This window comes from Variovorax sp. (assembly GCF_965279555.1).
GTDB lineage: Bacteria > Pseudomonadota > Gammaproteobacteria > Burkholderiales > Burkholderiaceae_C > Variovorax.
The window spans coordinates 2346718-2364910 of record NZ_OZ257247.1; the positions used below are offsets into that span (position 1 = coordinate 2346718).

Genomic DNA, 18193 nt, shown 5'->3' on the forward strand with positions numbered 1-18193 from the left:
AAAGCGCACCGGCTTTTTCCAAAGACGGATTCCAAGTTTCCTGATGCGGTCCTCGATTCGAGACGACACGCGACGAGACGACCCGGGCTCAGACGAAATCGGTCGACGGCTTTTCCCAGAGGTTCACACCGCCCTCCACCGCGTACTTGTCGATCTCGGCCAGTTCCTCGGCACTCAGCGGCGCATGCGCGAGCGCCGCCACGTTGTCGACGATCTGCTCGGGCCGGCTCGCGCCGATCAGCGCCGAGCTGACGCGAGGGTCGCGCAGGGTCCATGTCAACGCAAGCTGGGCCAGGCTCTGGCCGCGGCGCTTGGCGATCTCATTGAGCGCGCGGGCACGCTCGACGTTGGCCTGCGACAGATGCTCCTGCTTGAGCGAGCCGCCGCCGGGGCGGTTGATGCGCGCATCGTCCGGAACGCCGTTGAGGTACTTGTCGGTCAGCAGGCCCTGTGCCAGCGGCGTGAATGCAATGACGCCCGCGCCCAGTTCGTCTGTGGCGTTCAGCAGGTCTTTCTCGATCCAGCGGTTGAACAGGTTGTAGGCCGGCTGATGGATCAGCAGCGGCACCTTCCATTCGCGCAGCAGCGCCGCGATCTCGCGTGTCTTGCCCGCGGAGTACGAAGAAATGCCGATGTACAGCGCCTTGCCCTGCTGCACGGCCTGGGCCAGCGCGGAGGCGGTTTCCTCCAGCGGGGTGTCGGGGTCGAAGCGGTGCGAATAGAAGATGTCGACGTAGTCCAGGCCGAGGCGCTGCAGGCTCTGCTCGAGGCTGGCGAGCACGTATTTGCGCGATCCGCCGCCCTTGCCGTAGGGGCCGGGCCACATGTCCCAGCCGGCCTTGCTCGAGATGATGAGTTCGTCGCGGTAGTGCTTGAAATCTTCGCGCAGGATGCGGCCGAAGTTGGTCTCCGCGCTGCCGTACGGCGGGCCGTAGTTGTTGGCCAGGTCGAAGTGGTTGATGCCCAGGTCGAAGGCGGTGCGCAGCAACTGGCGCTGCGTGGCGATGGAGGTGGTGTCTCCGAAGTTGTGCCAGAGACCGAGCGAGATGGCGGGCAGCACGAGCCCGCTGCGGCCGACGCGGCGGTAAGGAAGCGCGTCGTAGCGATGAGAAGCGGCGAGGTAGGTCATGGGATTTCCACGCGATGAATGAACAATGAAAGGAGGCGCGCCAAGGCGCACTGCGCAACCATACCGCGGCGCGCGCCACTGCGCGAGCGCGAAGGCGCGCTCCGCAAATGCAAAGGAGGTGACCGTATCAACGGGGGGGCCGGGCACAAAGGAGGAAAGCGTCGATCGATATGCGGTCATGAAGCAACTGCCCGGCGCGGCGCCGCGAAGGCGCAGAATGCGGTCCCTTCCGGACTCGTTCAGCCGCTTCAGATGCACAACATCACCTTCTCCACCCCCACGCCAGAAGAGCTGCGCTCCGGTGAACTCGGCCTCAAGCTGCGCCATTTCAACTACGGCTTCGTCGGCGAGTACCCGCCTGAGCAGTACGTGCGCATCAACGCGCGTGACGAGTCCGGCCGGCTGGTCGGCGGCCTGCGCGCCTCGTTGTTTCTGTATTGGCTCGACATCGAGGCGCTGTTCGTCGAGGAAGACATGCGCGGCACCGGACTGGGCAGCCGGCTGCTGGCCGATGCCGAGCGCCAAGGCATCGCGCTGGGCGCAAAGAACGCGAAGCTGAACACCTTCGAGTGGCAGGCGCGTGGCTTCTACCTGAAGCACGGCTACGAGGACTACGCCCGCATCGACGACTACGCGCCGGGCTACTACCTGCAGTTCATGCGCAAGCCGCTGGTGGCCGCGCCGGGCTGATCCGCCCCGGCCCTGCTTACTTCGGCGCAGGCTTGCCGGCCCCGATCGCGTGGCTCTCCAGCCCCTCCCTGGGCAACAGCAAGGCCAGCGCGACCACGCCCAGGCTCACGACCAGCATGGTCACGAAGGTCAGGTGCAGCGAGCCTCCCAGCGCCAGGCGGATGCCGGCGTCCGTTGCGGCCGTGCCGTGCGAGCCTTGCAGCAGCAGGCGCAACTGGTCGTCGGTGAAGGCCATGGCCCCGTCGCCGCGCGTAAGCCCGAAATTGAAGACTGCGCCGAAGAAGGTCGCGCCCAGCGCGCTGCCGAGGTTGCGCGAGAACACGTTCGACGCCGTGGCCACGCCGCGCTGCGCCACGTCCACCGCCTCCTGAATGAGGATGAGCGAGGCCAGGCTCATCACGCCCATGCCCAGCCCCATGATGAAGGAGCCGACTGCCGCGAGCAGCGGCGTGCTGCCGGCCGACAGCAGCGCGAACGCCGCCGTGCCCACCGGAATGAGCGCCCCGCCGATCAGCACCATGCGCCACAGGCCGATGCGGTGGAAGGTGCGCGAGGTCAGCGTCGCGCCGATGGGCCAGCCCAGCATCACCATGGTGAGGGTGAGCCCTGCCGTGACCGACGAGCGCTGCAGCACCACCTGCACGTACATCGGCAGGAAGGTGGTAATGCCGATCAGCACCATGCCGCCCAGCATGGCCGCGCCGTTCACGGTGGCGATGATGCGGGCACCCCACAGCTTGAGCGACACCATCGGGTCGGCGGCGCGGCGCTCCTGCATCACGAACAGCACCAGCGTGACGGCGAAAACCACCGTCCACAAGACGGCGCTGCCGGTGTCGCCAATGCCGAAGTCGGTCAGCGCGATCATCAGCGCCGCGATGCCGGTGGTGAACAGCACCGCGCCCGCGATGTCGATGGACGAGCGCCGCACGGTAGGCGCCTCGTGCAGGTAGAGCCAGAAACCCGCGGCGGCGGCCAGCCCGATGGGCACGTTGACCCAGAAGATCCACGCCCACGACAGCTTCTGCACGATGAGCGCGCCGATCATCGGCCCCACCACCGCCGACACCGCCCACACGCTGGCCAGGTAGCCCTGCACCTTGCCGCGCTCGCGCGCCGGGTACAGGTCGCCCACGATGGTGAGCGACACGGGCTGGATTGCGCCGGCGCCGATGCCCTGGATCAGCCGGAAGCAGATCATGGCCGGCATCGACCACGCAAAGCCCGCCAGCACCGATCCGATGACGAACACCGCGATGCCCACGAACATGATGGGCTTGCGCCCGTACAGGTCGGAGAGCTTGCCGAACACCACGGTCATCGCGGTCTGCGCCAGCAGGAAGGATGCGAACACCCAGCTGTACAGGTGCAGGCCGCCCAGCTCCGAGGCGATCTGCGGCATCACGGTGGAAACGATGGTCGCCTCGATGGCCACCATGGCCATGGAAGCCATGATCGACGCGATGACCAGGGGGCGTCTTGTTGTTCTTGATGGAGATGTCATGAGCGGTGGATGCTATAGACGGCACGAGCCCCTGTCCGCTGCTCAAGCTCTCGGGGCCTCATGACCGGCGCGTGCTGCGCCATCAGTTCGGCCACCCAGTCGATGAAAACGCGCAGCTTGGCGCTGACATGCCGGCTGGGCGGAAACGCCAGGTACAGCGGCATCGGGTCGAGCCGCCAGTCGTGGAACAGCGGCACGAGTTCGCCGCTGGCCAGGTGTGCCCCGGCCATGTAGTCCGGCAGCCAGAGCACCCCCAGCCCTGCCAGGCCGGCCGCGAGGTAGGCATTGCCGTCGTCGACCGAGAGCACGTAGCGGCCCTGCACTTCGATGTGCTCGCCGCCTTCTTCGCGATGCATCGCATACGGAAAGGTCTTGCCGTTGCGCGACCACAGGAATCCCACGATGCGGTGATGCGTGTCTTCCAGCTCGCGCGGATGCGCTGGCGTGCCGGCGCGCTCCAGGTAGGCCGGAGCCGCATACACCCCGAGCTGCAAGTCGCCCACGCGGCGCGCCATCAGCGACCGGTCGGTGAGTTCGCCGCCGCGCACCACGCAGTCCACGTTCTCACCGATCAGGTCCACCATGCGGTCGCTCACGCCCATGTCGAGCTGGATGTCGGGGTAGCGCGCATGAAAGGCCGGCAGCGCCGGCACCAGGATCATGCGTGCCAGCGGGCTGGGCACGTCCACCCGCAGCCGCCCCCTTGGCGACGCCGAGGCGTCCGACAGGCTGGTCTCGGCATCGTCCATGTCGGCCAGCAGGCGCACCACGCGCTCGTAGTAGGCCGCGCCGTCGGCCGTGACGTTCACCTTGCGCGTGGTGCGGTTGAGCAGCTTCACGCGCAGGCGCGCTTCGAGCTGCTGCACCAGCTGCGTCACGGTGGTCTTGCTCATGTGCAGCGTGTCGGCCGCCTTGGTGAAGCTGCCTGCTTCCACCACGCGGGCGAAGGCCTGCATCGCATCGAAACGGTCCATGCGGGCTGCTCCTTTCGGGTCCGGGATTGTTTGGGTTTACCAAACAGTGATTGTTGGCCTTGCCGGTTTATCGGAACGCCGGGGCTGCCTAAAGTCCCTTCATCGTCATCAATCACAGCAGGAAGAAAGCAATCCATGGCCCAACGCGACGTCGTTTTCCCGCCGGGGCGCCAGGCGCTCTATGAAAAGAACCGCTATTCGCCGGCGGTGCGCGCCAACGGCTTCCTGTTCGTCTCCGGGCAGGTGGGCAGCCGCGAGGACGGCTCGCCCGAGCCGGAGCTGGAGGCACAGGTGCGCCGCGCCTTCGGCAACCTGAACGCGGTCCTGGCGGCCGCGGGCTGCACCTTCGACGATGTGGTGGACGTGACCGTCTTCATCGTCGATCCCGAAAAGAACTTCGAGAAAATCTGGAAGCTGGTACCCGAATATTGGGGCGAAGCGCCGCACCCCACGCTGACGGGCATCGGCGTGACCTGGCTCTACGGCTTCCAGTTCGAGATCAAGGTGATCGCTCAGCTCCCGGCGCTCAGTGCCGAGGTGTTGTCGTAGATGTAGCGCCGCGACCAGGGCAGCGTCTTCGCCGCCCTGCCCGCCTTGCGCCCGACGATCTGGTAGATCGCCACGTCGTCGTTCTCGAAGGCATAGGCGCAGCCTGCGAGGTAGATGCGCCAGATGCGGAATTTTTCTTCGTCGACGAGTTCGCGCGCCTTCGCTGCGTTGGCTTCGTAGGCGTCGCTCCAGCAGCGCAGCGTCTGCGCGTAGTGGCGGCGCAGGTTCTCGACGTCGAAAGCCTCGAGCCCGCCCTGCTGCATCGCCTGCAGCGCGAGGCTGATGTGCGGCAGCTCGCCGTTCGGAAACACGTAGCGGTCGATGAAGTCGCCGCCGCCATAAGACACGCCGCCGCCCTCCGGGTCAGATGAGGTGATGCCGTGGTTCATGACCACGCCGTCGTCGGCCAGCAGCTGCTGCACGCGCTTGAAGTAATCGGGCAGGTTCTTGCGGCCCACGTGCTCGAACATGCCGACGCTGGTGATGCGGTCGAACTGGCCGGTCACGTCGCGGTAGTCCTGCAGGCGGATCTCGATGCGGTCTTCCAGGCCCGCGGCCTTCACGCGCTCGGTCGCCAGGTCGAACTGGTTCTGCGACAGCGTCACGCCCACGCAGCGCGCGCCGAACTTCTGCGCCGCGCGGATCACCAGCGCGCCCCAGCCGCAGCCGATGTCGAGCAGGGTCTGGCCCGGCTTGAGTTGGATCTTGGTGAGGATGTGGTCGATCTTCTTGAGCTGCGCTGTCGCGAGGTCTTCGTCGCCGTTCTCGAAGTAGGCGCATGAATACACCATGTTCGGGTCGAGCCACAGCCGGTAGAAGGCGTTCGAAACGTCGTAGTGGTACTGGATCGACTTCTTGTCCGACGACTTGGTGTGCGTGAAGTAGCGCGCCATGTTCTGCAGCGCGCCACCGGGCTTGTCGATGGAGGTCCTGGCGAGCCCGTAGGCGATGTCGATGACGTCGCTGAGCTTGCCTTCGATGTCGATCTTGCTCTTGACGTAGGCCTCGCCGAGGTTGTCGAGCGTGGGCCGCAGCATCAGCGACAGCGCGGCGGGCGACTTGACGTGCAGCGTGACCGCAGGGCCGCTGAAGGTGCCGAAGTCAAAGGACTGTCCGTCCCACAAGGTGAGCCGCGCCGGCAGGTTGGCGCGTGCGCGGACACCGGCGCTCCACTGCGCCAGCTTCTTTTCCCAAAGCATGCATTTCTCCGTGTTGTTGGGTTCCCCCGTTCGAATGAGCGGGCTGCTGCAGCGACCAAAACAATAGCGAAATTCTGTGAGTCCTGCATGGTCGTGACGACGCAAGAAATCGCGGCAAGTGCTAGAAGGCGCCCGGCTTCCCTTGCGCTGCCTTGTCGGGCGCCGGCGCGTCGCTCGCCTCGATGAAGATGCGCTTGATCATCGGGAACCGCGCGCGCACCTGCCGCTCGATGGCCGCGACGGCGTCGGCCGCGTCGCCGGTCTGCGTGTCGTCCCTGAAGTTGACGTCGACGACAACCAGCACCTCGTCGGGGCCGATGTACATCGACAGCACATGGCCCACGTCTTCCACGCCCGGCTGCTCCATGGCAATGGCGCGGATGGCGCGCGCCGTCTCGGGCCGGATGCCCTCCCCGATCAGCAGGCCGCGCGCCTGGCTGACGAGAAACACCGCCACGCCCGCCAGCAGCAGGCCGATGACCACCGAGGCCACGCCGTCGAGCTCCGGCATGCCTAGCGAGTGGCTGAAGTAGATGCCCAGCGCCGCCACCGCCAGCCCCGCGAGCGCGGCGGAGTCTTCGGCCAGCACGGTGTAGGTGGTCGGGTCCTTGCTGCGCTCCAGCGCCTGCCAGAAAGGCTGCCCGCGTGCCTGCGCGCGGAACTCCTTCAGCGCGATGAAGAAGCTCGTGCCCTCGAACAGCGCCGCGGCCGCGAGCACGACGTAGTTCCAGGTCGGGTCGCGCATCGGCTCGGGGTGGCGGATGTGCTGAACGCCCTCGAAGAACGACACGCCGCCGCCCAGCCCGAAGATCAGCACCGCGACGATCAGGCTCCAGAAGTACAGCTCCTTGCCGTGCCCGAAGGGATGCTCCTGCGTGGCCGGCCGCTTGCTCAGGCGAAGCCCCACCAGCAGAAGCACGCCGTTGAAGGTGTCGACGGCCGAGTGGATGCCTTCGGACAGCATGGCCGAGCTGCCGGTGATGCCCGCCACCACGAACTTGGTGACAGCGATCGCAACGTTCGCGCCGATGGCGCCGTAGATCGCGACCTTCGATTCAGCCATGAAGCGAACCGGCCGCGCGCGTCATGCCGCTTCCATCGAGGCCGCCGCGAGCGCGTCGTTGCCCGCCTCGCCGAGCCAGCGGCGCTTGTCGCGCAGCGGCGGCGCGCCGAACATGCGGCCGTACTCGCGAGCGAACTGCGACGGGCTTTCGTAGCCCACGTTGTGCGCGGCCGAGGCCACGTCGGCACCGGCGATCAGCATCTGCCGGCGCGCCTCCTGCAGCCGCAACTGCTTCTGGTACTGAAGCGGGCTCATGGCGGTGACGGCCTTGAAGTGGTGGTGGAAAGACGACACGCTCATGTGCACCGCGCGCGCCATGTCCTCCACCCGCAGCGACTGCGCGTAGTTCACGCGCAGCGCGCTGATGGCCTTGGCGATGCGCTGGGTGTGGCTGTCCTGCAGCGCGATCTGCCGCAGCCGCGCGCCTTCGCCGTTCACCAGCAGGCGGTACATGATCTCGCGCTTGATGAGCGGCGCCATGATCGGCACGTCTTCCGGCGTTTCCAGCAGCCGCAGCAGGCGCAGCACCGGCTCCAGCACCGGCATTGCGATGCGGTTGACGTACATGCCGCGCGAGGCCGGCGCGTTGGCCTTGGCGGGCAGCTTCTCGTCGCGGATGAGTTCGCCGATGTCGTCCAGCGCCAGCTCCAGCCGCAACCCGAGGTACGGCTCGTTGTTGCTGGCCACGCGCACCTGGCCGCACACCGGCAGGTCGACCGAGGTCACGAGGTAGTGCATGGGGTCGTACACATAGATGTCGTCTCCCACGATGATGCGCTTGGAGCCCTGCGCGATAAGCCCGAGCGCCGGGGACGCGAAGGCGTGCTTCGGGCCTTCGGGCTTGCTGATGCAGAACACATGCAGGCCGGGCACGGCGGTGATGACGGTGCCGTCCTGCCCGCGCATGACGTGCTTGAGCAGTGCCACCAGCTCCTTGCGGGCTTCGTCGATCTCGGGTTCGAGCGGCATCGGCTGGGCCGGCTGGCCAACCACGGCGTTGATCTGGGGTGTTTCGTCGGACATGTTCGGGGCCTTGTCGCGATGGGGGGCCGCGCTGCGGCCCGTGGAGGAATGAGCGGTTTGCAGCTTAGCGCCCCGCCCGCAAATTCGCACGCGCCGCAAAAGAGGTCTGGAGAATCAGGCAAATACTTTGCAGGAACGCGCTCGCCTCGCCAGGGTCCGCGGCCGGATACTTTTCGCTGTCGCCCCGGGCCGACCGGCTCCGGAGCGCCTTCAACGCAAAGGAATCACGCCATGCAATACCGCAAATTCGGCCGCACCGGCCTCCTGGTTTCGGAACTGTGCCTGGGCACCATGACCTTCGGCGGCTCCTCCGGCATCTGGGGCCAGATCGGCAACCTGCAGCAGGCCGAGGCCGAAGGGCTCATCGGCCGCGCGCTGGACGCCGGCATCAACTTCATCGACACGGCGGATGTGTACTCCGAAGGACTGTCGGAGGAAATAACCGGCCAGGCCTTGAAGAACCTCAAGTTGCCGCGCGACAGCTTCGTGCTGGCGACCAAGGTGCTGGGCGAGACCGGCAGCAAGGGCGTCAACTCGGCCGGCGCCTCGCGTTTTCACATCATGGACGGCGTCAAGGCCAGCCTGAAGCGGCTGCAGCTGGACCATATCGACCTGTACCAGATCCACGGCTTCGACCCGCTCACGCCCATCGAGGAGACGGTTCATGCGCTCGACACCCTCGTGCGCCACGGCCATGTGCGCTACGTGGGCGTGTCGAACTGGGCTGCCTGGCAGATCGCCAAGGCGCTGGGCATCGCCGAGCGCGACCGGCTGGCGCGCTTCGAGTCGCTGCAGGCGTACTACACCATCGCCGGGCGCGACCTGGAACGCGAACTGGCGCCCATGCTGCGCAGCGAAAACGTCGGCCTGATGGTCTGGAGCCCGCTGGCGGGCGGCCTGCTGAGCGGCAAGTTCGGCCGCGACGTCGAGGCGCAACAAGGCAGCCGCCGCACCACCTTCGACTTCCCGCCGGTGAACATCGACCGTGCCTACGACTGCATCGACGTGATGCGCCAGCTGGCCGAGGCCCGCAAGGTGTCGGTGGCGCAGATCGCACTGGCATGGCTGCTGCACCAGCAGGTGGTGACCAGCGTGATCATCGGCGCCAAGCGCGCCGAGCAGCTGGACGACAACATCGCCGCCACCGCCATCAAGCTGACGCCCGACGAACTGGCCACGCTGAACAAGGTGAGCGCGCTGCCTGCCGAGTACCCCGGCTGGATGCTCGAGCGCCAGGGCGGCGCGCGGGCCAAGCGCCTGGCGGAGTCAGGCCAGCGCGGCTGAGGCTTCCGGCGCTTGCGAGGCAGCGAGGCGCGCGGCGTGGGCCGCCGTCGCGCGCAGGGCGCGCAAGTCGATGTGGCGGGCCGCCTGCGCGGCATCGGGGTGCGCCAGGTGGGGCACGATGCCCAACAGGGGCGCACCGAGCCGGGCCCGCAGCGTCTGCAGGTTGGCCTGCGGCGACAGCATCAGCGGATCGACCATGCTGGCCACCCAGCCTGCGAGCACCAGCCCACGCGCGCGGATCGCCTCGGCGGTCAGCAGCGCATGGTTGAGGCAGCCCAGCCGCAGCCCGACCACCAGGATCACCGGCAAGCCCAGCGCCACCGCGAGATCGGCGCTGTCCAGGTCGTCTGCGAGGGGCACGCAGAAGCCGCCCACGCCCTCGACCACCACCGCATCGGCGCGCGCCGACAGAAGAGAGAAGGCCGACAGCAGCGGCTGCAGCGCGATGCGCACGCCCTCTTCCCCGGCCGCGAGGTGCGGTGACATGGGCGCACGAAGCAGGTACGGGCAGCGCAGCGCCAGCGGCGCATCGACGTTGCCGGCTTCTTGCAGGCGGGTGACGTCCTCGTTGTGCCATTCCCCGTCGATCTGCTCCAGGCCCGCGGCCACCGGCTTCATGCCCACCGCGCGCAGGCCCGAGCCGGCCAGCAGGCTCAGCATCGCGCTGCTGACCAGCGTCTTGCCGATGCCGGTGTCGGTGCCCGTGACGAACCAGCGGCGCGGCGTCATGCGGCCTCCTCGCAAGGCTGCTGCGCAAGCGCCTGCCCCAATGCGCAGATCAGCCGCGCCACGTCGGCCTCCGTGTGGCTGGCCGACAGCGCGATGCGCAGCCGGGCGGTGCCCTCGGGCACGGTCGGCGGGCGGATCGCGCCGACGCGCAGGCCCTGCGCATCGAGCAGCGCCATCGTCTGCATCGCGCGTGCGTTGTCTCCAACGATCAGCGGCTGTATCGCCGTGGCCGAAGGCGGCAGCCACACGCTGCCATCGCGGGGCAGCACCTGGGCCAGCCCCTGCCGCAGCTGCGAGATGCGGGCCCGCAGCCGGCCGCGCCGCTCGTCGCCCTCCTCGCCTTCGATCAATGAAAGGCTCGCGAGCAAGGCATGCGCGACTGCCGGCGGCGCGGCCGTGGTGAAGATGTAGGGCCGCGCGCGCTGCACCAGGTAATCGACGACGGTGCGATGCGCCGCCACGAAGGCGCCCGCCACGCCCGCCGCCTTGCCCAGCGTGCCCACCAGCACCAGCCGTTCGGAGCGCAGCCCCACGGCTTCGAGCACGCCGCGCCCGGTGGCGCCCAGCACGCCGAAGCCGTGCGCATCGTCGAGCACCAGCCAGGCGTCGTGCCGCTCGGCCAGCGCCAGCAGTTCGGCCACCGGGGCGATGCATCCGTCCATGCTGAACACCGCGTCGCTCACGATGAGCTTGACCGGCGCATCGCAGGCCCCGAGCTGCGCGTCGAGCGCGGCCACGTCTCGATGCGGATAGCGCTCGACGCGGGCCTTGGCCAGCCGCGCGCCGTCGATCAGCGAGGCATGGTTGAGCGCCTCCGAGAAGATCACCGCCTCCGCCCCGCCCAGCGCCGACAGCACCGCGAGGTTGGCCATGTAGCCGGTGCAGAAGAACAGGCTGCGCGCCTCTGGGATGAACGGCGCCATCCAGTCCCCGAGCCGTTCTTCGAGCTGCGCATGCGCCCGCGAATGGCCCAGGATCAGGTGCGAGCCGCCGCTGCCGGTGCCGTACAGCACTGCGCCTCCGGCCCAGGCCGCCGCCAGTGCGGGATGCGCGGCAAGGCCCAGGTAGTCGTTGCTGCTGAAGCCGAGAATGGTGCGCGGCGCCAAGGCTCCGTGCAGCGTGAGCGTCTGCCGGGGCGCGCAGCCGGTCTCGGCAATCTGGCGGCAGCGGCGCAACGACTGCGCGTCGAGCGCGGCAATCTCGCCTTGCAGGCGCTCAAGCAAGCGCGACATCGCGAGCTCCTTCTTCCTGTGCGCCGGTGGCCGCGACGGCCTTCAGCGTGGCCAGCGTGCCGTCGACCAGCAGGTCGATTTCGTCGTCGCCGATGGCATACGGCGGCATCAGGTAGACGGTGTTGCCGATCGGGCGCATCAACAGCCCGTGGTCTCGCGCCGCCAGGTGGAAGCGCTCGGCGAAGCGCGCGCCCGGCTCGCGCACGTCGAATGCGGTGATCAGGCCCTGCTGGCGCAGGTGATCGACCGGCAAGCCCTCGAGCCCTTCGCGCAGTCTTTGCAGCAGGCGCGCGGCGCGGGCGCGGTTACGCCGCAATACGTCTTCGCTTTCGAACAGGTCGAGCGTGGCCAGCGCCGCGCGGCAGGCCAGCGCGTTGCCGGTGTACGAATGCGAATGCAGAAAGCTGCGCGCCGCATCGTCGTCGACGAAGCCGGCGTAGATGTCGTCGCGCGTCATCACCAGCGCGAGCGGCAGGTAACCACCGCTGATGCCCTTCGACAGGCACAGGAAGTCCGGCCAGATGCCGGCCTGCTCGCAGGCGAAGAAGCTGCCGGTGCGGCCGCAGCCGACCGCTATTTCATCGGCGATCAGATGCACCTCGTGGCGGTCGCACAGCGCACGCACGCGGCGCAGGTAGTCGGGGTCGTGCATCGCCATGCCGGCGGCGCATTGCACCAGCGGCTCGAGGATGACGGCGGCGATGCTGTCGTGATGCTCGTCCAGCAGCGATTCGAGTTCGGCGGCGGCGCGGCGCGCCGCGTCGGCGGGGCCTTCGCCCGGCAACGCGCCGCGCGCGTCCGGCGAGGCGACGAGATGCGCGTTCGCGAGCAGCGGCGCGTAGGCGTCGCGAAACACCGGCACGTCGGTGACGTGCAACGCGCCCAGGGTCTCGCCGTGGTAGCCCTGGCGCAGCGCCACGAAACGCTGCTTGCCGCCACGCCCGGCATTGCGCCAGGCATGGAAGCTCATCTTCAGCGCGATCTCCACAGCCGAGGCGCCGTCGGAGGCGTAGAAGCAATGGCCCAGCGCATGGCCCGTGAGCGCTGACAGGCGCTCGGCCAACTCCACCGCCGGCGCATGCGTGCAGCCCGCGAGCATCACGTGCGGCAGCGTGTCGATCTGCGCCTTCAGCGCGGCGTTGATGGCCGGGTGCGCATGGCCGAACAGGTTGACCCACCAGGAGCTGGTCGCGTCCATGTAGCGCCTGCCTTCATGGTCGAACAGCCAGACGCCCTCGCCCCGCGCGATGGGCAGCGGCGGCGCGGCTTCGAGCCGGATGCTCTGGGTGCACGGGTGCCACACATGGCGACGGCTGCGTTGCTGCCAGCCTGCATTGCCGGGAGAAGAATCGGTCGTTGAAGGCACCCGCGTATTCCTTTGAAGAGGGACTGAGGCGCGGGATCGTATAGACGCGTCACGCTGCGGGCAAACGGGCTTTGACGGCGTGACAAGGCGGTGTGTTGGGCGATGTTGGCGGGGGTAGAACGCGCGTTGGAGTCAACGTCGCGCAAGACAACGTCATCGTGCGAGCGGACCGGCATGCGGGCTCGTTGCAAGTTGTCAGGCTGCCGCCAGAGATCGCTGCGGAATGTCCGGTTTTCGCTGGCGAGCGAAGTGTTTCCGCGCTATTCGGCCATGCTTCTGGCGCATTTGCAACATCGCTAGCCTGGGCTTTTTCTCACCAGCGCGGTGATGTAGCCACGCAGCGTGATCGCACCGCGCTCAGGCCGCTGCGGCTCTAACCTGCTTTCGAGCGTCAGGCGCGTCATCGCCGCATAAGACCTGGCTGCAGCGTTCGAGAAGCCCTGCGCCTCGAATGCCTGCACCCATTGCGCCTGCGGCGTCTGCACCGCCTCCACCGGCCGCCCCAGCGCCTCGGCAAAAGCCGCCGCCACGTCGGCGGACGAGTAGCGCGCCGGCCCTTCGACATAGTGCGGGCCGGAAGACTCGGCCGGCCCCAGCATCAGCTTTGCAGCGAACTCGCCCAGGTCGTGCGGCGCGACCATCGGTAGCGTGAACTCCGGCGGGTACATGGTGTGCACCTTGCCCTCTTCACGCGCGGTCTTCAGCGACGCGTCCCAGTTGCTCATGTAGTAGGCCGCTCGCAATGCGCTGAACGGCGCCGGCCCGGCCTGCAGCGCCTGCTCCATCTCGTAAAGCACGCCAAGGTCGCCGATGCCTCCGCCGGGCTGCGCGCCATAGGTCGATTCGGCAACGATCTTCTCGGGCCTGCAGCCCTCGAGCGCGGCCAGGATCGCTCGCAAGCTGCGGCGTTCCTCGGCGACCGTGTCGGTGGACGGCGGCGCCGGCGGGTTCAGCACGAAAATCCTCTTGCCGCCCTGGAACACACGGTGCAGCGCGGGCGTGTCGAAAACATCGACCTCCGCCACGCGCGCGCCCTTGCGGCACAGCGCCTCGGTCTTGCTCGCATCGCGCGTCAGCACGGTGACGGGTTCGTTGCGCGCGAGCAAGGCCTGCGCGAGCGCCGAGCCGACATGGCCCGTCGCGCCAAGAATGATGTGCATCGCCAGCCTCCCGAGCTCAGCCGCGCTTCTCGGCGTTGCGCTTGCGGGTGGCGGCTGCCTTCTTGGCCGACGCGGAACGCTCGGCGGCCGTGCGATGTGCCGCAGCGGCGCCGCCCAGCCGGCCGCCTTTTCGCGCCGGCGCATGGTTCTCGGCCTTGCCGCGGCCGGAGCCCGACTTCTTTCCGCCGCCGGTCTCGGCATTCACCGTGGCCCAGGCGCGGCGTTCGGCCTCGTCCTTGCCGACGCCGCGGTGTTCGTAGCCTTCCTCGATGTGCTCGGCCTGCCGCTTCTGCTTGTCCGAATAGGACGACTTGTCGCCTCTTGGCATGTTCGTGCTCCTGCAATGTTGAGGAGCTTCCGATGCTGGAGATGCACGCCGCCTTGCGGGTAAGAAGACGCAAGCGCCTCGCGTAAGCGCTGTCTGTCTTCTGTCAAGGGTGTGTCAGGAGGCCGGCCACGCCACTTACGTCGGGACGCTGGCAAGAAGCGGCGCCGGTGCCAGCGAAGCCACCATGGCCAGCAGCGTGTCGCCGAAGCCGCCGCGTGCACGCGCATCGGTGCGCGCGCTGGTGATGACGCGCGGGCCGACGCTCCAGGCAATGCGCGCACCGCTGGCCTGCAGCGCCTCGATCAGCGCCACGTCTTCGCTGCAGGCCAGCGGCGCGAAGCCGCCGGCACGGCGATAGGCATCGGCCGCCACGCCCAGGTTGGCGCCGTGCACATGCCGGTGGTTGTCGGCATGCGTGTAGCGGCTGTCGAAATGCGCCCTCGCCCGCTCGCCTTCGGCGCCGAGCACGCTCCAATCGTCGACGCTGACGCAGCCGCACACCGCGTCGGCGTTTTCGGCGAGCTGCATCGCCAGCCAGTCGGGCGCGACCACGGTGTCGGCATCGGTGAAGGCCAGCCATCGCGCGCCGGCCTCGATGCACAGCTCGGCACCGCGGGCGCGCGCAATGCCGACGTTGCGCACGTCGAGCGCCAGCCGCGCCACGCGGTGCTGCTCGGCGATACGGTCGCTGCCGTCGGTGCAACTGTCGAGCACCACGATCACGCCCACCGGCTCGCCATCCAGCGCGGGGTGCCGCGCCGCCGCCCAGACTGCGGCCAGCGCCGCGCCCAGCCGTTCGCATTCGTTGTGCGCGGGAATCACGACGCCGATCATCGGATGCCCTCGCGCTGCGCCACCGAGCGGCCGTCGCGTGCCCATACATGCAGCACGAAATCGTCTTCCTCGTGAAGCACCAGGCGTGCGAGACCCAGTGCGCCGAGGATGCCGTGCACCTCGTCCGTCGGCAGGCCTCGCTGCTCGAAGCCGGGCCGCCAGTCGCAGGCCACCAGCATGCCGTCGGCGGCCAGAAAGGCCTCGCAGCATTCGGCCACGCGCTGCATGTCCGCGCGCTGCAGGAAATAGCCGACTTCACTGAGCACGATCAGGTCGAAGGGGCCGGCGTCGCGCGGCCAGTCGCCGGGCAGCACGTGCCGTTCGACACGCACGTTGGGCAGTTCGCGGGTGCGCTCTTGCGTGATCTGAACCGCGCGGTCGGAGAAATCGCTCGCCAGCAACTGCCCGCAGCGTGGCGCGAGCGCATGCGTGAGTTCGCCGGCGCCGCAGCCGGGTTCATAGGCCTTGCCGTAGTGCTGCCGCGGCAGCGCGGCCAGCAGCACGTTGCGCTTGCGGGCTTCGTACCAGCGCTCGCGCAATGCGTAGGGGTCGTCGCTGGACGCGTAGAGTGCGTCGAAATACGGGCGCTTTCCCTCGGTCACAGAAACACCACCTCGTAAGGCCGCGCGGCGCGTTGCACGGTGGTGTCGCGCAGCACCGGGCCGGAGCCGGTGGAAGCGTCACTCCGCAACTGGCTGGTGAAGGCCTGTACCGCCGCACGCTTGCGGCGCACGGCCTCTTCGCTGAGCAACAGGCGAAAGGCGTGCTGCCACGGCATGCGCGCATCGCCGGGGCGCGACCAGTGCCAGCCCCATACCGGCACTTCGACCAGCCGTGCGCCCGCGCTCGCGGCGGCCATGGCACAGGCCTCGCCAGTGGCTTCATGGTCGGGATGGCCGTCGTGGCGCCAGGTGGTGAACACCACGTCGCGTGGCCGCAGCAGCGACACCAGGCGTGCCGCGAGCACCGCCCGCAATGCCTTCAGGCCGCCATCGGGCATGCCAAGCCGGGCTGGCTCGATGCCGTCCAGCCCCAGGCGATGCAACGCCCGCAGGCTCTCGCGCGGGCGGGCCTGCGCGAGCCGCTCGGCCGGCCATTCGGTGGACCCCTGATGGCTGGCGGTGCCGTCGGTCACGGCGATCACTTCGACCGGCGTGCCGCTGTCGGCCAATTGCGCGAGCAGGCCACCGACGGACAGAACCTCGTCGTCGGGATGTGGCGCCACGACGACCGCGCGCGAACCCGCGGGAACCAGATCGTGCGGCGCAACCGTGGGCAGGCCTGCCAGGCCGGGCCAGTTGCGCCATTCGGCTTCGGTCGTGCCTTCGCCGCGGATGGCGCGGCTTTCTACAGCGTCCATGGCGATGTCTCCTCTTCGGTGCTTCTGGTGATGACCAACTGGCCGAGCGCCGCAAGGTCGCGCTCGGCATGGCTCTGGCGCAGGAACACGGGCAGATCGGCCATGGCGCGCGCGAACTGCGGTTCACGGCACAGCGGACCGGCACCGACCGCGCGGCCGGCGTGGTGCATGAGGTCTGCGGCGGCTCGCTCGACAGCGAGCCGGACCCGCATCGCGACGCGCTGCGCGTTGTCGCGCGGATGGCGGTCGATCCATTCGGCGGATTCGCGCAGCAAGGCAGCGGCCCCGCCGAGTGCAACCTCTATAGCGCCCAGATGAGCTTGCCGGTGGGCATCGGCCTTCGGCCCGGTGGATTCGCGAACCCGCCGCGCAATGCCGAGCGCGCCGCCAAACCAGCAGGCAGCAATGCCCGCCCCGCCCTGCCAGAAGCCCGGGCGCCGCGTGTAGTCGCCGGGCTGGCCGATCAGCACGGCCCGTGCGTCGTCGAAGCGCACATCGACACTGGCGCTCGCGGCCATGCCGACGGCATGCCAGCCTTCACCGGTCACGCGGACGCCGGGCTGGTCCATCGCGACCGCTGCCAGGCATGGTTCGCCTTCCGCATTCCAGCCGCTGACCACCGCATGCGTGACGCTGGCCGCGCCGGAACACCAGGCCTTGGTGCCATTCAGCCGCAGATCGCGTCCGCCTTCAGCCGCTTCGAAAACCACGCGTGCATCGGGCGGCTCGGCGCACCATGTGCCCCAGCGCGCGCCCGACGGAACGGCCGGCACGCCGCCAAGCTCGGCCAGGATGGCGAGCGCGTCCGTGTGGCCTTCGAAAAGCTTGACGAGCGAGAGATCGTGCGCCGCGACTGCTGCCAGCACGCGCCAGCGCGCGAGAGTCTGGCCGCTGCCCGGTAGAGGAAGAGCGTCGAGTCCCGCGTCGACCAGGTGCTCGAGCGCCAGGTCGCGACCGTGCCGGCGTGTGAGCGAGGCAAGGGCATCGGCGGGGGCTGCATCGAACATGGCCAGACCTTAGAAAAGCCTCGCGCGCCAACCCGTCGGCGCGCAGCACCGGCGCCTGTAGGAGCTTGGCTGCCGCTCGGCCTCTTCCTTCGCCTGTCCGCAGGAACACTCTGGCGCCCTGCTGGTTGAACGCAGCGTCAGCGTGTTCTACGTGTTCGCAGTGTGATGGAGTAGCGCAACGCCTCGGTCGGCGCAATGGCGTGTTGCCATGCCCAGCGCGCCGGCCCGCGCAGCAGGTACACCGAGCGCGGCTCGATCAGGAATTCGAGAGCGGCCGGCCCCGAGGCTGCCGCGCCGGGCACGTAGGGCCTGAACTGCATCACCGCGTCGTTGTGCAGAGAGACGCCGATGATGTCCTCGAAGTCGGGCACGTCGCGGTGCCAGCCCAGCGGTGTGCCGGGCCGGTACTCGGCGATCAGCACGTGGCTGAGGTCTTCGGGCCCGATGCCGGCCCATGCGGCCACCTTGGCCCGCAGCGGATGCAGCGCCTCGGGCAGCGGCGCGCCGGGCTTGAGGCGGTTGGTGTCGAAGTCGTAGCTGCCGCCGAAGCTGGTGCCGCGGCGCCGCGCCGTGTATTCCTTGTAGCGCATCTCCTTGAGCGGCAGGCCCTGCACGATTCGCAGCAGTTCGGCCTCTTCGGCGGCGCACAGGAAGCCGCGCTCGTAGCGCAGGCCCCCGATGGCCGCCACCGGCGCCTCGCCGAACAGGTCGGGCTGGGCGGCATGCTCGAGGCGGCTGGCGGTGCGCATTTTCCTTGTCACC

The 18193-nt window shown here is 68.6% G+C and carries 19 protein-coding genes; 3 read left to right on the forward strand and 16 right to left on the reverse strand.

Features of this window, described 5'->3' with window-relative positions; genetic code table 11:
- Nucleotides 1-88: 88 nt before the first annotated feature.
- Nucleotides 89-1129, reverse strand: a complete 1041-nt coding sequence (gene mgrA / locus ACQY8B_RS11205; RefSeq protein WP_422086779.1) for an L-glyceraldehyde 3-phosphate reductase — start codon at nucleotides 1127-1129, stop codon at nucleotides 89-91.
- A 252-nt stretch (nucleotides 1130-1381) separates the two neighbouring features.
- Between mgrA and ACQY8B_RS11210 the strand changes: the two genes are divergently transcribed.
- A complete protein-coding gene (locus ACQY8B_RS11210) occupies nucleotides 1382-1819 on the forward strand; it encodes a GNAT family N-acetyltransferase (protein WP_422086780.1) in 438 nt (145 codons plus the stop codon).
- A gap of 16 nt (nucleotides 1820-1835) precedes the next feature.
- Here the strand turns inward: ACQY8B_RS11210 and ACQY8B_RS11215 are convergent, their stop codons facing one another.
- Entirely contained in the window at nucleotides 1836-3323 is a 1488-nt protein-coding gene (locus ACQY8B_RS11215) for an MFS transporter (protein ID WP_422086781.1), read from the reverse strand.
- On the reverse strand, nucleotides 3320-4297 hold the full coding sequence (locus ACQY8B_RS11220) for a LysR substrate-binding domain-containing protein (RefSeq protein ID WP_422086782.1): 978 nt from the start codon (nucleotides 4295-4297) through the stop codon (nucleotides 3320-3322). The genes ACQY8B_RS11215 and ACQY8B_RS11220 overlap by 4 nt, the downstream gene beginning before the upstream one ends.
- A gap of 135 nt (nucleotides 4298-4432) precedes the next feature.
- On the opposite strand from ACQY8B_RS11220, the gene ACQY8B_RS11225 reads away from it, so the two are divergent.
- Entirely contained in the window at nucleotides 4433-4846 is a 414-nt protein-coding gene (locus ACQY8B_RS11225) for a RidA family protein (RefSeq protein WP_422086783.1), read from the forward strand.
- On the opposite strand, the gene ACQY8B_RS11230 is transcribed toward ACQY8B_RS11225, so the two are convergent.
- The 3 genes from ACQY8B_RS11230 to ACQY8B_RS11240 form a co-directional block, all read right to left on the reverse strand.
- Entirely contained in the window at nucleotides 4810-6045 is a 1236-nt protein-coding gene (locus ACQY8B_RS11230; RefSeq protein WP_422086784.1) for a class I SAM-dependent methyltransferase, read from the reverse strand. The genes ACQY8B_RS11225 and ACQY8B_RS11230 overlap by 37 nt on opposite strands.
- 121 nt (nucleotides 6046-6166) lie before the next feature.
- Entirely contained in the window at nucleotides 6167-7108 is a 942-nt protein-coding gene (locus ACQY8B_RS11235) for a cation diffusion facilitator family transporter (RefSeq protein WP_422086785.1), read from the reverse strand.
- 21 nt (nucleotides 7109-7129) lie between these two features.
- Nucleotides 7130-8131: an AraC family transcriptional regulator gene (locus ACQY8B_RS11240; RefSeq protein ID WP_422086786.1), complete on the reverse strand. Its 1002-nt coding sequence runs from the start codon at nucleotides 8129-8131 to the stop codon at nucleotides 7130-7132.
- Between the two features lie 231 nt (nucleotides 8132-8362).
- Here ACQY8B_RS11240 and ACQY8B_RS11245 point away from each other — a divergent pair, with 231 nt between their 5' ends.
- Nucleotides 8363-9415, forward strand: a complete 1053-nt coding sequence (locus ACQY8B_RS11245; RefSeq protein WP_422086787.1) for an aldo/keto reductase — start codon at nucleotides 8363-8365, stop codon at nucleotides 9413-9415.
- Here the strand turns inward: ACQY8B_RS11245 and bioD are convergent.
- From bioD to ACQY8B_RS11295, 10 genes are all read right to left on the reverse strand, one after another.
- The gene (bioD, locus tag ACQY8B_RS11250) at nucleotides 9398-10144 is read right to left on the reverse strand and encodes a dethiobiotin synthase (protein ID WP_422086788.1); all 747 of its coding nucleotides are present in this window, start codon (nucleotides 10142-10144) and stop codon (nucleotides 9398-9400) included. The two genes, ACQY8B_RS11245 and bioD, sit on opposite strands and share 18 nt — an antisense overlap.
- Entirely contained in the window at nucleotides 10141-11376 is a 1236-nt protein-coding gene (gene bioF / locus ACQY8B_RS11255; protein ID WP_422086789.1) for an 8-amino-7-oxononanoate synthase, read from the reverse strand. Before bioF ends, bioD begins: the two co-directional genes overlap by 4 nt.
- Complete coding sequence (gene bioA / locus ACQY8B_RS11260; protein WP_422086790.1) at nucleotides 11360-12742, reverse strand: adenosylmethionine--8-amino-7-oxononanoate transaminase; 1383 nt, start codon at nucleotides 12740-12742, stop codon at nucleotides 11360-11362. Before bioA ends, bioF begins: the two co-directional genes overlap by 17 nt.
- 296 nt (nucleotides 12743-13038) lie before the next feature.
- A complete protein-coding gene (locus ACQY8B_RS11265) occupies nucleotides 13039-13902 on the reverse strand; it encodes an NmrA family NAD(P)-binding protein (protein WP_422086791.1) in 864 nt (287 codons plus the stop codon).
- Between the two features lie 16 nt (nucleotides 13903-13918).
- On the reverse strand, nucleotides 13919-14230 hold the full coding sequence (locus ACQY8B_RS11270) for a plasmid stabilization protein (RefSeq protein ID WP_422086792.1): 312 nt from the start codon (nucleotides 14228-14230) through the stop codon (nucleotides 13919-13921).
- Between the two features lie 135 nt (nucleotides 14231-14365).
- Nucleotides 14366-15064 carry a glycosyltransferase gene (locus ACQY8B_RS11275; RefSeq protein WP_422086793.1) on the reverse strand — a complete coding sequence of 233 codons (699 nt, stop codon included), beginning with the start codon at nucleotides 15062-15064 and terminating at the stop codon, nucleotides 14366-14368.
- Complete coding sequence (locus ACQY8B_RS11280; protein ID WP_422086794.1) at nucleotides 15061-15666, reverse strand: class I SAM-dependent methyltransferase; 606 nt, start codon at nucleotides 15664-15666, stop codon at nucleotides 15061-15063. The genes ACQY8B_RS11275 and ACQY8B_RS11280 overlap by 4 nt, the downstream gene beginning before the upstream one ends.
- Nucleotides 15663-16424, reverse strand: a complete 762-nt coding sequence (locus tag ACQY8B_RS11285; RefSeq protein ID WP_422086795.1) for a PIG-L deacetylase family protein — start codon at nucleotides 16422-16424, stop codon at nucleotides 15663-15665. The genes ACQY8B_RS11280 and ACQY8B_RS11285 overlap by 4 nt, the downstream gene beginning before the upstream one ends.
- Nucleotides 16412-17431 carry an acyl-CoA dehydrogenase gene (locus ACQY8B_RS11290; protein WP_422086796.1) on the reverse strand — a complete coding sequence of 340 codons (1020 nt, stop codon included), beginning with the start codon at nucleotides 17429-17431 and terminating at the stop codon, nucleotides 16412-16414. Before ACQY8B_RS11290 ends, ACQY8B_RS11285 begins: the two co-directional genes overlap by 13 nt.
- 137 nt (nucleotides 17432-17568) lie before the next feature.
- The gene (locus tag ACQY8B_RS11295; protein WP_422086797.1) at nucleotides 17569-18180 is read right to left on the reverse strand and encodes an alpha-ketoglutarate-dependent dioxygenase AlkB; all 612 of its coding nucleotides are present in this window, start codon (nucleotides 18178-18180) and stop codon (nucleotides 17569-17571) included.
- Nucleotides 18181-18193: the final 13 nt, after the last annotated feature.

Coding starts and splice junctions, on each gene's coding strand:
- mgrA (WP_422086779.1), bottom strand. CDS start 1,129: ATGACCTACCTCGCCGCTTCTCATCGCTACGACGCGCTTCCTTACCGC.
- ACQY8B_RS11210 (WP_422086780.1), top strand. CDS start 1,382: ATGCACAACATCACCTTCTCCACCCCCACGCCAGAAGAGCTGCGCTCC.
- ACQY8B_RS11215 (WP_422086781.1), bottom strand. CDS start 3,323: ATGACATCTCCATCAAGAACAACAAGACGCCCCCTGGTCATCGCGTCG.
- ACQY8B_RS11220 (WP_422086782.1), bottom strand. CDS start 4,297: ATGGACCGTTTCGATGCGATGCAGGCCTTCGCCCGCGTGGTGGAAGCA.
- ACQY8B_RS11225 (WP_422086783.1), top strand. CDS start 4,433: ATGGCCCAACGCGACGTCGTTTTCCCGCCGGGGCGCCAGGCGCTCTAT.
- ACQY8B_RS11230 (WP_422086784.1), bottom strand. CDS start 6,045: ATGCTTTGGGAAAAGAAGCTGGCGCAGTGGAGCGCCGGTGTCCGCGCA.
- ACQY8B_RS11235 (WP_422086785.1), bottom strand. CDS start 7,108: ATGGCTGAATCGAAGGTCGCGATCTACGGCGCCATCGGCGCGAACGTT.
- ACQY8B_RS11240 (WP_422086786.1), bottom strand. CDS start 8,131: ATGTCCGACGAAACACCCCAGATCAACGCCGTGGTTGGCCAGCCGGCC.
- ACQY8B_RS11245 (WP_422086787.1), top strand. CDS start 8,363: ATGCAATACCGCAAATTCGGCCGCACCGGCCTCCTGGTTTCGGAACTG.
- bioD (WP_422086788.1), bottom strand. CDS start 10,144: ATGACGCCGCGCCGCTGGTTCGTCACGGGCACCGACACCGGCATCGGC.
- bioF (WP_422086789.1), bottom strand. CDS start 11,376: ATGTCGCGCTTGCTTGAGCGCCTGCAAGGCGAGATTGCCGCGCTCGAC.
- ACQY8B_RS11265 (WP_422086791.1), bottom strand. CDS start 13,902: ATGCACATCATTCTTGGCGCGACGGGCCATGTCGGCTCGGCGCTCGCG.
- ACQY8B_RS11270 (WP_422086792.1), bottom strand. CDS start 14,230: ATGCCAAGAGGCGACAAGTCGTCCTATTCGGACAAGCAGAAGCGGCAG.
- ACQY8B_RS11275 (WP_422086793.1), bottom strand. CDS start 15,064: ATGATCGGCGTCGTGATTCCCGCGCACAACGAATGCGAACGGCTGGGC.
- ACQY8B_RS11285 (WP_422086795.1), bottom strand. CDS start 16,424: ATGGACGCTGTAGAAAGCCGCGCCATCCGCGGCGAAGGCACGACCGAA.
- ACQY8B_RS11290 (WP_422086796.1), bottom strand. CDS start 17,431: ATGTTCGATGCAGCCCCCGCCGATGCCCTTGCCTCGCTCACACGCCGG.
- ACQY8B_RS11295 (WP_422086797.1), bottom strand. CDS start 18,180: ATGCGCACCGCCAGCCGCCTCGAGCATGCCGCCCAGCCCGACCTGTTC.